The sequence below is a fragment of the Enterobacter sp. SA197 genome (genome assembly GCF_054131575.1).
The window spans coordinates 3,652,263-3,665,246 of record NZ_CP096393.1 but is presented as its reverse complement, the minus strand read 5'-3'; the positions used below and the strand labels follow the sequence as shown (position 1 = coordinate 3,665,246).

The 12,984-nt window shown below is 55.9% G+C and carries 10 protein-coding genes; 7 read left to right on the top strand and 3 right to left on the bottom strand.

All coding sequences use genetic code 11. From position 1 onward, the window contains the following. The first annotated feature begins 213 nt into the window (after nucleotides 1-213). From qseE to glnB, 4 genes are all read left to right on the top strand, one after another. The gene (gene qseE / locus M1D91_RS17175; protein ID WP_437431873.1) at nucleotides 214-1,650 is read left to right on the top strand and encodes a two component system sensor histidine kinase QseE/GlrK; all 1,437 of its coding nucleotides are present in this window, start codon (nucleotides 214-216) and stop codon (nucleotides 1,648-1,650) included. Beyond that, the gene (qseG, locus tag M1D91_RS17170) at nucleotides 1,647-2,381 is read left to right on the top strand and encodes a two-component system QseEF-associated lipoprotein QseG (protein ID WP_437431874.1); all 735 of its coding nucleotides are present in this window, start codon (nucleotides 1,647-1,649) and stop codon (nucleotides 2,379-2,381) included. The genes qseE and qseG overlap by 4 nt, the downstream gene beginning before the upstream one ends. After that, nucleotides 2,378-3,715, top strand: a complete 1,338-nt coding sequence (glrR, locus tag M1D91_RS17165) for a two-component system response regulator GlrR (RefSeq protein WP_437431875.1) — start codon at nucleotides 2,378-2,380, stop codon at nucleotides 3,713-3,715. The genes qseG and glrR overlap by 4 nt, the downstream gene beginning before the upstream one ends. A gap of 74 nt (nucleotides 3,716-3,789) precedes the next feature. Then, nucleotides 3,790-4,128 (top strand): nitrogen regulatory protein P-II, encoded by a 339-nt coding sequence (gene glnB / locus M1D91_RS17160; RefSeq protein WP_002438074.1) that lies wholly within the window; start codon nucleotides 3,790-3,792, stop codon nucleotides 4,126-4,128. Nucleotides 4,129-4,166: 38 nt separating this feature from the next. Here glnB and hmpA read toward each other — a convergent pair whose 3' ends face one another. Beyond that, nucleotides 4,167-5,357 carry an NO-inducible flavohemoprotein gene (hmpA, locus tag M1D91_RS17155; RefSeq protein WP_437431876.1) on the bottom strand — a complete coding sequence of 397 codons (1,191 nt, stop codon included), beginning with the start codon at nucleotides 5,355-5,357 and terminating at the stop codon, nucleotides 4,167-4,169. Nucleotides 5,358-5,669: 312 nt separating this feature from the next. Between hmpA and glyA the strand changes: the two genes are divergently transcribed. Then, entirely contained in the window at nucleotides 5,670-6,923 is a 1,254-nt protein-coding gene (glyA, locus tag M1D91_RS17150; protein WP_437431877.1) for a serine hydroxymethyltransferase, read from the top strand. Nucleotides 6,924-6,963: 40 nt separating this feature from the next. Here glyA and M1D91_RS17145 read toward each other — a convergent pair whose 3' ends face one another. Further along, the gene (locus M1D91_RS17145; protein WP_437431878.1) at nucleotides 6,964-7,290 is read right to left on the bottom strand and encodes a hypothetical protein; all 327 of its coding nucleotides are present in this window, start codon (nucleotides 7,288-7,290) and stop codon (nucleotides 6,964-6,966) included. A gap of 158 nt (nucleotides 7,291-7,448) precedes the next feature. After that, nucleotides 7,449-8,642, bottom strand: a complete 1,194-nt coding sequence (locus tag M1D91_RS17140; protein ID WP_437431879.1) for an ROK family protein — start codon at nucleotides 8,640-8,642, stop codon at nucleotides 7,449-7,451. 117 nt (nucleotides 8,643-8,759) lie between these two features. Here M1D91_RS17140 and M1D91_RS17135 point away from each other — a divergent pair, with 117 nt between their 5' ends. Together M1D91_RS17135 and M1D91_RS17130 are read left to right on the top strand one after the other, a co-directional pair. After that, a complete protein-coding gene (locus M1D91_RS17135; RefSeq protein ID WP_437431880.1) occupies nucleotides 8,760-12,041 on the top strand; it encodes a DUF5107 domain-containing protein in 3,282 nt (1,093 codons plus the stop codon). 71 nt (nucleotides 12,042-12,112) lie between these two features. Beyond that, the gene (locus tag M1D91_RS17130; protein ID WP_437431881.1) at nucleotides 12,113-12,976 is read left to right on the top strand and encodes an aldose 1-epimerase; all 864 of its coding nucleotides are present in this window, start codon (nucleotides 12,113-12,115) and stop codon (nucleotides 12,974-12,976) included. Nucleotides 12,977-12,984 lie beyond the last annotated feature (8 nt).

The following is a 12,984-nucleotide window of genomic DNA, read 5'->3' as shown; positions in this document are numbered from 1 at the left end:
GCGCTACATAAACTTCGAATGATGCACTTAAGGTGCCTGCCGTCCAACTGCTGATAAAAGTTCGCTTTTTCAGACCCCGGGCGAAACGTCGAGTTAGGCACCGCCTATTCCATCACAAAGCCGGGTTTATACCCGGCTTTGTTGTTTCTGGCTTCCCCACGGCGCGTTACTCAGCTAGCATCCTGTAAACCTGTTTTTAAGAGAGTCGAGCTGTTGAAACGCTGGCCTGTTTTCCCCCGATCCCTTCGCCAGGTCGTTATGATGGCGTTCCTGTTGATTCTGCTGCCCCTGCTGGTGCTGGCGTGGCAGGCATGGCAAAGCCTGAATGCCCTGAGTGCCCAGGCAGCACTGACTAACCGGACAACGCTCATTGACGCACGGCGCAGCGAGGCGATGACCAATGCCGCCCTCGAAATGGAGCGTAGTTATCGTCAGTACTGCGTGCTCGACGACCATACGCTGCAACGGGTATATCAAAGTCAGCTCAAGCGCTACAGCGAAATGCTGGATGCTCATGCCGGCGTCCTGCCTGATGAAAAATTGTACCAGGCGCTGCGCCAGGATTTAAGCGCACTGGCGCAGCTGCAGTGCAAAAACAGCAGCCCGGCGCCGCAAGCCGCTGCCAGCCTCGAAGCCTTTGCCGCCGCCAATACCGAGATGGTGCAATCCACTCGTCAGGTGGTTTTCTCCCGTGGCCAGCAGTTGCAGCAGGTCATTGCCGAGCGCGGTCAGTTTTTTGGCTGGCAGGCGCTGGTGCTCTTTATGGTCAGCCTCGCGATGGTGCTGCTTTTTACCCGCATGATTATCGGGCCGGTAAAAGGCATTGAGCGAATGATCAATCGTTTGGGGGAAGGACGATCGCTTGGCCATACCGTGATTTTTAAAGGGCCACGGGAGCTTCGCTACGTTGGCGAGCGCATTATCTGGCTCAGCGAGCGGCTTACCTGGCTTGAGTCGCAACGCCACCAGTTTCTTCGTCACCTCTCCCATGAGCTAAAAACGCCCCTGGCCAGTATGCGCGAAGGCACTGAACTGCTTGCGGATGAGGTTGTGGGGCTGTTAACCGCAGAACAGAAAGAAGTGGTCGATATTCTTGACGACAGCAGCCGCAACCTGCAAAAGCTCATTGAGCAGTTGCTTGACTACAACCGTAAGCTTGCGGACAGCGCCGTGGAACTCGAACAGGTTGAAATAGCGCCGCTACTGGAGATGGTCATCTCTGCTCATAGTCTGCCTGCGCGAGCTAAAATGATGCATACCGAGGTGACCCTTGATGCGAAAAGCTGCATTGCCGAACCCATGTTACTGATGAGCGTACTGGATAATCTTTACTCTAACGCGGTGCACTATGGTGCTGAATCCGGTAACATTTACATCCACAGTTACCTTGCCAGCTCGCGACTGCGTATTGACGTATCAAACACCGGGACCGCTATCCCGGAAGCGGAACGCGGCATGATTTTCGAACCCTTCTTTCAGGGTAGCCATCAACGAAAAGGGGCGGTGAAAGGCAGCGGGCTGGGTCTGAGTATTGCCAGAGACTGTATTCGTCGTATGCAGGGTGAATTACATCTGGTGGCTGTCAGCCACGCAGATGTTTGTTTTCGCATTGAGCTGCCGCTCAGTGCCCCGGAAAAATCCATTAAATGAAGCGAAATAAGCTAAGTATGTCGCACGTTTTAACCCGCGTGACTGACGTGAAGTCATGGTCCAAAAAGATAGGGCGAGCGTTGCCCTGCCTTCTGCTGGCAGGTTGTGTGATGCAGGCCCCGGAGAGTGCTGTACGGGAAAAACGGGGCGAACAGGTGCCTGAACATCAGGTAGCCGATTTTCTGATGGCCGACTGCAACGATATCTGGTCGCTCTCCGGTCAGGTTTTTGATACCAATCCCCTGTTCTGGATGCGCGGCATGGACTGTGCCAGCCGCCTGGCACCCGCCGCTGCACGTGCTGAAGCCCGCATTTACGGTGATGAAACCTGGCAGGATCTCTTCAAGCGCGGCATTCTGTTGTCGAGTGCCAAAATTACGCCGGTCGAACGCCGCGAAAATGCTGCACGTCTGGATGCACTAAGCCCGCAGATACCCTCGCCGGTGCGTCCACTCTATCAACTCTGGCGTGACGGCGAAGTTCTGCAGATACAGCTTGCAGAAGAGCGGGGCCGTTACGCCAGACTTCAGCAAACAACTGACACTGAACTGGATGCATTGCGCCAGCAACAGCAGTTCTTACGTGAACAGCTGGAAACGACAACGCGCAAACTGGAAAATCTGACTGATATTGAACGGCGGCTTTCCACGCGTAAACCTGCCGGAAACGATCTGCCGGACAGTGCGCACCCGTCACGGAGCGATGTAAAACCTGAGGATGGTAAGCCATGACCCGTCGAAAACCTGCCCATCTCCTGCTGGTGGACGATGATCCGGGCCTGTTGAAGCTGCTTGGGCTTCGCCTGACCAGCGAGGGCTACAGTATTGTCACCGCAGAAAGTGGTCAGGAGGGGCTGCGGATCCTGGCGCGCGAAAAAGTCGACCTAGTGATAAGTGATCTCAGGATGGACGAAATGGACGGCATGCAGTTGTTTGCCGAAATCCAGCGGGTTCAGCCGGGGATGCCGGTTATTATTCTGACGGCTCATGGTTCCATTCCTGATGCGGTAGCCGCCACCCGGCAGGGGGTATTCAGCTTCCTCACCAAACCTGTAGACAAAGACGCGCTGTATAAAGCGATAGACGATGCGCTGGAGCATACGGCCCCGGTGTCCGACGATAAATGGCGTGAAACCATTATTACCCGTAGCCCATTGATGTTGCGCTTGCTGGAGCAGGCGCAAATGGTGGCGCAGTCCGATGTCAGCGTGCTGATCAATGGCCAGAGCGGGACCGGGAAAGAGATCCTTGCTCAGGCTATTCACAACGCCAGTCCCCGCAGTAAAAATGCCTTTATCGCCATCAACTGCGGTGCCCTGCCTGAGCAGTTACTGGAATCGGAACTCTTCGGCCATGCGCGCGGCGCCTTCACCGGTGCGGTCAGTAGCCGTGAAGGGTTGTTTCAGGCGGCGGAGGGGGGAACCCTGTTTCTGGATGAAATCGGCGATATGCCCAATCCGTTGCAGGTGAAACTGCTGCGTGTGCTGCAGGAGCGCAAGGTGCGTCCGCTGGGCAGCAACCGTGACATAGACATCAATGTGCGCATTATCTCCGCCACTCACCGGGATCTCCCGAAGGCGATGTCGCGCGGCGAGTTTCGCGAAGATCTCTTCTATCGCCTGAATGTCGTCAATCTAAAGATCCCAGCGCTTGCCGAGCGCGCGGAAGATATTCCGCTGCTGGCAAACCATCTTTTACGCCAGTCCGCGGACAGGCATAAACCCTTTGTGCGCGCCTTTTCAACCGATGCCCTGAAACGATTGATGACTGCGGGCTGGCCCGGCAACGTTCGTCAACTGGTAAATGTGATTGAGCAGTGCGTGGCGCTTACGTCGTCCCCGGTCATCAGCGATGCGCTGGTGGAACAGGCACTGGAAGGGGAGAACACCGCGCTGCCCACCTTCGTTGAAGCGCGCAATCAGTTCGAACTGAACTACCTGCGTAAACTGCTGCAAATCACGAGGGGGAATGTCACCCATGCGGCAAGAATGGCGGGGCGCAACCGAACGGAATTTTACAAACTGCTCTCCCGGCATGAACTCGATGCTAACGACTTTAAAGAGTAAAGGCGTTACGGATATGGTAGTGTGAGCAACCGATTACGAAGACGACTACTGGCAAGCGTGTATAAGGACCCACCATGAAAAAGATTGATGCGATTATTAAACCTTTCAAACTGGATGACGTGCGTGAAGCGCTGGCCGAAGTTGGCATCACCGGGATGACGGTAACTGAAGTAAAAGGTTTTGGTCGCCAGAAAGGCCACACTGAACTTTACCGTGGTGCGGAATACATGGTGGATTTTCTGCCGAAGGTGAAAATTGAAATCGTGGTGACCGACGATATCGTCGACACCTGTGTGGATACCATTATCCGCACCGCCCAGACCGGTAAAATCGGTGATGGCAAGATTTTCGTCTTTGATGTCGCGCGCGTGGTACGTATTCGTACCGGCGAAGAGGATGACGCGGCAATCTGATTTTTAGCCCCTCGCCCGGAGGTGAGGGGCCTCCTGCTTTACAGCACCTTGTGCGGACCAAAACATTCGTAATGAATGTTATCGGTATTAATTCCCAGCCCCACTAACTGCGTCGCGGCAAACTGCATAAAGGCTACAGGCCCGCAGAGATAGAACTGCATATCCGGGTCGCTGACTGCCTCTTCATACTGCGCTAAATCCATCAGACCTTCATGGCTGAATCGTGCCGCCGCTTTATCTTCAGCGGCAGGTTCACGATACCAGACGTGTGATAGAAAGCGCGGCAGGGCGCTGCCGTGTGCGGCCACTTCATCGGCAAAAGCATGTACTGAACCATTTTCCGATGCATGAAACCAGTTAACCTGAGCCTGATGCTTAGCCTGTGCCAGGCTATCCAGCATCGCCAACATAGGGGTCTGGCCTACGCCTGCGGAAATCAGCGTAACAGGCGTTGTGGGGGCAACCGTCAGGAAGAAATCCCCTGCGGGCGCGGCCAGGTGCACAATATCCCCTTCACGGGCATGTTGATGTAGCCAGGTGGAAACCTGGCCACCCTCTTCACGTTTTACCGCGATGCGGTAGGTATTGCCATTGGCGGCGCGAGTCAGGGAATACTGGCGGATCTCCTGAAAGGCGAAAGCTTTGGGCTTCAGCCAGATGCCAACATACTGCCCCGGCTGGTAGTCAGCGACCTTGCCACCATCTACAGGGGCGAATTCAAAACTGGTGATAAGCGCGCTTTGTGGTTTTTTGGCGACCAGACGAAACGCGCGGGTGCCTTCCCAGCCGCCGGTTTTCTCAACATTCTGCTGATAGAGCTGCGCTTCGCGCTGAATGAATACCCCTGCCAGTACGCCGTAGGCTTTGCCCCAGGCTTCCAGCACCGCCTCCCCCGGACTGAACATCTCATCGAGCGTGGCCAGCAGATGCTCGCCCACAATATTGTACTGGGCGGGTTTTATCTGAAAGCTGGTGTGCTTTTGGGCAATTTTTTCTACCGCAGGGAGCAGGGCAGCAAGGTTATCCAGATTACTGGCGTAGGCGGCAATGGCATTAAACAGCGCTTCCCGCTGGTCACCATTGCGCTGGTTGCTCATGTTAAAGATCTCTTTGAGCTCAGGGTTGTGGGTAAACATCCGATCGTAAAAATGGGCGGTCAGTTTCGGACCCGTTTTCAGGAGCAGGGGAATGGTGGCTTTTACCGTGGCGATGGTTTGGGCGTCGAGCATGATGTCTTCCTTATGATTTTCTATAACATGCATTTTAAATACATGTTATAGATTTACCCCTGCGTTTGTAAAGCCTTTATCTGCATGCGGTAAAAACAAGATGAAGTTGCTGCATCACAAAGGTGAAAAGAATTCCGTTGCTAAGGCAAAGTGACTGATCTCATAAACCCTTGTCTGACGGGCAGCCAATCGTTTGCGTAAAAACCTTTGTCAAGACCTGTTATCAAGATTTGATTCAGTTATACTGTGAGCCGTTCCCCAAAACGGGCCTCAATTTAAGCGGTTTTATTGTTAGCTGAGCAGGAGAAGCGGATGTTAAAGCGTGAAATGAACATTGCCGATTATGATGCCGAGTTATGGCAGGCTATGGAGCAAGAAAAAGTACGTCAGGAAGAGCACATTGAACTTATCGCCTCCGAAAACTACACCAGCCCGCGTGTAATGCAGGCTCAGGGTTCTCAGCTGACTAATAAATATGCCGAAGGTTACCCGGGCAAACGTTACTACGGTGGCTGCGAATACGTTGATGTGGTAGAGCAGCTGGCGATCGACCGTGCCAAAGAACTGTTTGGTGCTGACTATGCCAACGTGCAGCCGCACTCCGGTTCTCAGGCAAACTTCGCGGTCTATACCGCACTGCTGCAGCCGGGCGATACCGTTCTGGGCATGAACCTGGCGCAGGGCGGCCACCTGACTCACGGCTCTCCGGTTAACTTCTCCGGCAAGCTCTATAACATCATTCCTTACGGTATTGATGAGTCCGGTAAAATTGATTACGAAGACATGGCGAAGCAGGCTAAAGAGCACAAACCGAAAATGATCATCGGCGGCTTCTCTGCCTACTCCGGTATCGTTGACTGGGCAAAAATGCGCGAAATCGCCGACAGCATCGGCGCGTACCTGTTCGTTGACATGGCCCACGTTGCCGGTCTGATTGCCGCAGACGTTTACCCGAACCCGGTCCCCCACGCTCACGTGGTGACCACTACCACCCACAAAACCCTGGCGGGTCCGCGCGGTGGCCTGATCCTGGCGAAGGGCGGTGACGAAGAGCTGTATAAGAAACTGAACTCTGCTGTCTTCCCAAGCGCGCAGGGCGGCCCGCTGATGCACGTTATCGCCGCAAAAGCAGTGGCGCTCAAAGAAGCGATGGAGCCGGAGTTCAAAGTCTACCAGCAGCAGGTTGCGAAAAACGCCAAAGCGATGGTGGAAGTGTTCCTGAACCGTGGTTACAAAGTAGTGTCTGGCGGCACGGAAAACCACCTGTTCCTGCTGGATCTGGTGGATAAAAACCTGACCGGTAAAGAAGCGGATGCCGCCCTGGGCCGTGCCAACATTACCGTGAATAAAAACAGCGTACCGAACGATCCGAAGAGCCCGTTTGTGACCTCCGGTATCCGTATCGGTTCTCCGGCGGTAACCCGTCGTGGCTTTAAAGAAGCGGAAGTCAAAGAGCTGGCTGGCTGGATGTGTGACGTGCTGGATAACATCAGCGATGAGACTGTTATCGAAAGCGTCAAAGCGAAAGTCCTGGCTATCTGTGCGCGCTTCCCGGTTTACGCGTAAGCCCGTTGCGTGATGAAAAAGCCCGCATAGCGGGCTTTTTTTATGGCGTCAGTGGCGTCACTTGCCTTTTTTTGAGTATGAAAGGCAGGAACAACAGCACATAAGGCGCAATAAACCACAGCAGGCACAGCGCGCGGGAGTAACCGCAATAACGTATGCAGCGGGCATTGCTTGACGCAACCGGCAGGATAAAAAGCAGAAAGATAATTAACGAGTAGTCGCTGGTGTAAGGCTGCCATAAGTAAAAGGCAAACCAGCACTGCTGAAAGGACAAAATCGTCAGATACTCAAGCTTCGTATCCCTGCCATAGCAGTCGAACGCCTTAACGTACCCCATTTTTAAAGTTTGCAGGAGGTGCTTAAGCATATGAGCGGCGCCACTGTACTGAAGGGATGGATAAACGCAGTGTAGGCCAGACGCCTTATTCGGTTCCACTACCAATATGTGGCTGCATGATTGGGGCGTCAGGGGCGACACCCGTGCGAGTGCGCATCAATGAACGGCATATACCAGACCACCGGCTATTACATTATTTCGCTCAGCATCGCCTCGACGTACAAATAACCAATCCCCATGATCTGCTGCTCGCGGCTTAACCGCCCCATTTCAATGTGGGTGGTTTTATTGCGTGGGTTCCCGCCCTGATCAAACGGGTTTAACCCCGTCTGTTGCACAATGGCGTTCAGCCAGCGCTCGCCAAATCCGCAGCTGCGCCCGTAGAGCCATATCTGGTTGATATTCAGGATATTGAGAAAGTTATACAAACTCAGGCCAATGGCGCTGGCGGCGTTTTCCACCCAGGCCTGGACCCGCGCATCTCCCGCCTTAAAGGCTGCAAGTAACTGCGTGGTGGTAAGCGTGTCAGGGTCGATAGCCGGAGTCGGTTGAGATTTCAGCCAGATCCGCGCCTGTTTTTTCAGGGCGCTCAACGAGGCAACGGTTTCCAGACATCCATAGCGCCCACAATCGCAGGCCATTCCGTCGGGATTAACGATGGTGTGACCAATCTGTCCACTACCGTAGAGCGTCCCACGATAAATGCGTTGGTTAATCACGAAGGATGAACCGATGCCGTAATCGACATTGATCACGCAGAAGTCCCGCTCCTGCGCGGCGTTCTGCCACTTTTCCGCCAGCGCCAGCATCACGCAGTCGTTATCGACCCTTACGCGGACTCCCAGCTTCTCTTCCAGCAGATATTTCAGTTCAACCGGTTCACTCCACGGTGCCTGGGGCATATTTTGCGACACACCAGTGAGCGGATCGACCTGCCCGTGTACGCCGAGAGCAAGATTGATTCGATGCCCCGGCCAGGCTTTCCGGTAGCGCTGCCAGCACTGCTCAATGGCCGTCAGTAAGGCCTGAGGATGGGGCGCGTTCAGCGTATGGCGTTGGTACGCTCCCTCTGGGCTCATGCAGGCGTTGGCAAGCTGACACTCCAGGCTGGTCGGCGTAATGTTCATGCACAACGTCCAGTCTCCATGCGGCGCGATAAGCCAGGATCCGCTGCTGTGCCCGCGCGCGGGCTTATCATCCGCCACGTTCAGTACGCGGTTCTCCGCCGCCAGATCATCCAGAATATTACTGATGGCAGGGACAGAGAGCCCCGTCAGCCGCGCCAGGCTTGATTTAGTGGCGCGCTTTTCACGATAGAGATGCTCAAGTACCACGCATTTATTGATGCGGCGAATCTGTTGGTGAGTCAGGCAGAGGCTCATGTTTACTAAACCTTGTTTAGTGTAATGCGTGATTATTATGCAAAAACGCCTTTTCTTTGTCTGTCAGACTGCCCACAACTCCCCGTTTTAGTAAGTCTTATTAATAAAGAGGGCACTATGGAACCCGTAAAAGTCTGGCGCGAAACCGTCATTATCCCCACTTATGAAACCGGTCCACAGGATGTTCACCCCATGTTTCTGGAAAACCGTGTTTACCAGGGCTCGACCGGGGCGGTTTACCCTTACGGCGTGACGGACACGCTGAGCGACAGCCGGACAGATAAAGCGTGGCAGGCGGTCTGGCTGGAAAATGAGTATCTGAAAATCATGATCCTCCCTGAGCTTGGCGGTCGTGTTCAGAAGGCATTCGATAAGGTCAAACAGCGCGATTTTGTCTATCACAATGAGGTGATCAAGCCAGCGCTGGTGGGGCTACTCGGCCCGTGGATCTCAGGGGGTATCGAATTCAACTGGCCGCAGCATCATCGTCCAACCACCTTTATGCCGGTGGACTCTATGCTCGAAGAGCATGAGGACGGCAGCAAAACGGTGTGGGTCGGTGAAACCGAGCCGATGCATGGCTTGCAGGTCATGACGGGCTTCACTCTGCGGCCGGAGCGGGCGGCGCTGGAAATCGGCAGCCGTGTTTACAACGCTAATGCGACGCCGCGCCATTTCCTGTGGTGGGCGAACCCGGCAGTGAAAGGGGGCGATGATCATCAGAGCGTCTTCCCGCCAGATGTGACCGCCGTGTTCGATCATGGTAAACGCGCCGTCTCCTCTTTCCCGATTGCCACGGGGACATATTACAAAGTCGATTATTCGGCCGGTGTCGATATCTCCCGCTATAAAAACGTACCGGTCCCGACCTCCTATATGGCGGAAAAGTCTGCCTACGATTTTGTTGGTGCCTGGTCGCAGGATGAAAATGGCGGACTGCTGCACGTTGCCGATCACCACATAGCACCCGGCAAAAAGCAGTGGAGCTGGGGGCATAGCGAATTTGGTCAGGCCTGGGATCGTAGCCTCACCGACCACAACGGTCCCTATATCGAACTGATGACCGGGATTTTTGCCGATAACCAGCCCGATTTTACCTGGCTGGATGCGTATGAAGAAAAACGTTTCGTACAGTATTTCCTGCCCTACCATTCGCTCGGTATGGTGCATAACGCCTCGCAGGATGCGGTACTGAAACTCCAGCGACACGAAGCAGGGCTGGAGTGGGGGCTCTACGCCATCGCCCCGTTAACGGGGCATCGCCTGACGCTTACTGAAGCAGGCAACCCGACACCGTTACTGGATGAAAACGTCACCCTTACGCCCGTCTCAGTGACGCAGGGCGCGCTTGATGTTGCTCACCCGGCACGGCTGACCCTGACGCTTTTTGATGCTACGGGTACGACAGTGCTGGCCTACGAAGAGCATCAGCCGGGCGAAATGCCGCTGCCGGATGTCGCCACGGCGCCTGCCGCCGCCGATGACATTACCTCCGCTGACGAGGCCTGGTTTATTGGTCAACACCTTGAGCAGTACCACCATGCCAGCCGCCCGGCTCTGGATTATTACGCCCGCGGCGTGGCGATCGACCCACTTGATTATCGCTGCAACCTGGCGCTGGCAACGCTTGAATACAACCGGGCCGACTATGCTCGTGCCGTCGATTTTGCCACCCAGGCGTTAACGCGTGCACACCGGCTCAATAAAAATCCCCAGTGCGGGATGGCCAGTTTTATTCGTGCCTGCGCCTGTGAACGCCTGCAACGATGGAAAGAGGCGGAGGAGGATTTCTGGCGTGCTACCTGGAGCGGCAACAGCAAAGCAGCTGGTTTTTACGGCCTGGCGCGGCTTGCTGCACGCGATCGCCGCTACGCGCAGGGGATTGCATTTTGCCAGCAGAGCCTGCGGGCTGGCCCTGGCTGCCAGGAGGCCCACTGTTTGCTGGTCCGGCTACTGCAACTGAGCGGGCAGCAAAACGATGCGGTGGCGATGCTGTCACAGTTAAGGCGCGACTACCCGTTAAACCCGACGGTGTGGTGGCTGCAATGGCAGAGTGAGGGGAGTGATGACGCACGCGCGACCTGGCGCAACCTCTGCGGTGGGCGCGATATCAATGCGCTGACCACCGCCGGGCAGTTACTGAGCTGGGGAATGGCTGACGAGGCGCTCAGCGTGCTGAATACGCTTAACTGCGAACGTACTTTGCCGCTCCTGATGCAGGCCAGTCTGCTGCCTGAAGCCGAACGGGCGCCGCTTATCGCCCGCGCGATTGACCTCTTTCCGCGCTTTGTCCGTTTCCCGAATACGCTTGATGAAGTCGATGCCCTTAACGCCCTGCAGGAGAGCGCTTTTGCCCGCCATCTGCTGGCCTGCTTCCATTACAGCAAACGCAGTGAGGCAAAAGCCGTTGCCCTCTGGCAGCAGTGCGTGGCGATGGACGACCGCCTGGCCGATGCCTGGCGCGGTCTGGCCATTCATGCCTGGAACAGACAGCAGGATGAAGTCTTAGCGACCCGCTACCTCGACACCGCCTGTGGTTTATTACCGAATGATGCGCGTTTGCTGTTTGAGCGTGATTTGCTCGCCAGACTCGCCGGGGCCTCGCCCCAAAGTCGGCTTGCCCGGCTGGAAGCGAATCTGGCATGCGCGCTGAAACGCGATGACATGACGGCAGAGTTACTGAACCTCTGGCACCTGTGCGGTAAAACCGACAACGCCACTCGTGTGCTGGAAAGCCGTAAATTCCACCCCTGGGAAGGCGGGGAAGGTAAAGTCACCAGCCAGTTCATTCTCAACAGACTGCTTCAGGCCTGGGAGGCCATTGGTGCCGGGCAACCTGCCCGCGCAGAACATTTGCTGATGGGCGCCTTACGCTACCCGGAAAACCTGAGCGAAGGCCGCTTGCCCGGCCAGACGGATAATGACATCTGGTTCTGGCTGGGCGTTTGCGCCCGGTTACAACGCGACGAGGCGCAGGCGCAGGTGGCCTGGCAAAAAGCCATGCAGGGCGACCGCACGCTCAATGTTCACAGCTATTACAACGATCAGCCCGTGGACTATCTCTTCTGGCAGGGGATGGCGCTGCGGATGCTTGGCGATGGCGCCGCTGCCGACGCGCTGTTTACGGATATGGCGCAGTGGGCAATCAACATGGCAGACACACCTGCACAGGCCGACTTTTTTGCCGTCTCGCAACCCGATCTGCTCTCGCTGTACGGCTCTCTCCAGCAGCAGCATCAGGAAAAATGTCTCTACATCCAGGCGCTGGCAGCAGCCGGTATGGGCGATGAACCACAGTGGCATGAGGCCTGCACGGCGCTAAGCGCCCTTAACCCCGCCTGGCCAAAAGCCGCGCTCTTCGTGCGCGTCATGCCTTACGTGCTGCACCTTGTTCGCTAGCGCCTGCGTTCTGCAATCCGGGCGCGGCCTGACCGCCGCACCCGACTACCCCCTGGAGGAAGAGGAGTGCGATGACAATTCACAGCTTACAGAACGGGACGCTGCGGCTGATGGTGTCCGAACAGGGAGGCGTGATAGAGGGGTTCTGGCACCAGGATATGCCCCTGCTACGTCCCGGAAAACAGAGCGGCGTGGCGACAGAGTCTGCCTGTTTCCCACTGGTGCCTTTCGGCAATCGCATCAGCGGGAACCACTTTACGTGGGAGGGAACCCCCTGTTGCCTTGAGCCAAACGTGGCGTGGGACCGCCATTATCTGCACGGCGATGGCTGGCTGGCTCACTGGACGTGCGGGCAGAAATCCAAAGTCGCGCTGACGCTGGCATACCGGCATAACCACGGCGTTTACCGTTATTTCGCGCAGCAGCGGTTTACTCTCGGTGCCTCGTCACTGACAGTCACGCTTAGCGTAAAAAATGAGGGGAGGCAGACGCTGCCGTTTGGCCTCGGCTGGCATCCCTATTTTCCCCTGACCAGGGAGACGCGTTTGCAGGCGCAAGCGACCGGCTACTGGCTGGAGCGCGAGCAGTGGCTTGCAGGTGAGTATCAGGATAGCCTGCCTGCGGCGTTAAATTTTCAACAGCCCAACGCACTCCCGCGCCAGTGGGTTAACAATGGTTTTGCAGGCTGGAACGGTGAGGCACTTATCAGCCAGCAGGGCTACAGTCTGCAGATAAAAACGACACCGGCGGCCCCCTGTTATTTTGTTTTTGTCTCCGCCCCTGAATTTGAGGAGGGCTATGCGTTTGACGCCTTCTGTTTTGAACCGATGAGCCACGCGCCGGACGACCATCACCGACCCCGGGGTGGGCATCTGACGCCGCTTAAACCGGGAGAAAGCTTCAGCCAGACGATGGTGATCACCTTGCAGATCTGAAAAGCAGA

Coding starts and splice junctions, on each gene's coding strand:
- hmpA (WP_437431876.1), bottom strand. CDS start 5,357: ATGCTCGACGCCCAAACCATCGCCACGGTAAAAGCCACCATTCCCCTG.
- M1D91_RS17135 (WP_437431880.1), top strand. CDS start 8,760: ATGGAACCCGTAAAAGTCTGGCGCGAAACCGTCATTATCCCCACTTAT.
- glyA (WP_437431877.1), top strand. CDS start 5,670: ATGTTAAAGCGTGAAATGAACATTGCCGATTATGATGCCGAGTTATGG.
- M1D91_RS17140 (WP_437431879.1), bottom strand. CDS start 8,642: ATGAGCCTCTGCCTGACTCACCAACAGATTCGCCGCATCAATAAATGC.
- glrR (WP_437431875.1), top strand. CDS start 2,378: ATGACCCGTCGAAAACCTGCCCATCTCCTGCTGGTGGACGATGATCCG.
- M1D91_RS17130 (WP_437431881.1), top strand. CDS start 12,113: ATGACAATTCACAGCTTACAGAACGGGACGCTGCGGCTGATGGTGTCC.
- glnB (WP_002438074.1), top strand. CDS start 3,790: ATGAAAAAGATTGATGCGATTATTAAACCTTTCAAACTGGATGACGTG.
- M1D91_RS17145 (WP_437431878.1), bottom strand. CDS start 7,290: ATGCTTAAGCACCTCCTGCAAACTTTAAAAATGGGGTACGTTAAGGCG.
- qseG (WP_437431874.1), top strand. CDS start 1,647: ATGAAGCGAAATAAGCTAAGTATGTCGCACGTTTTAACCCGCGTGACT.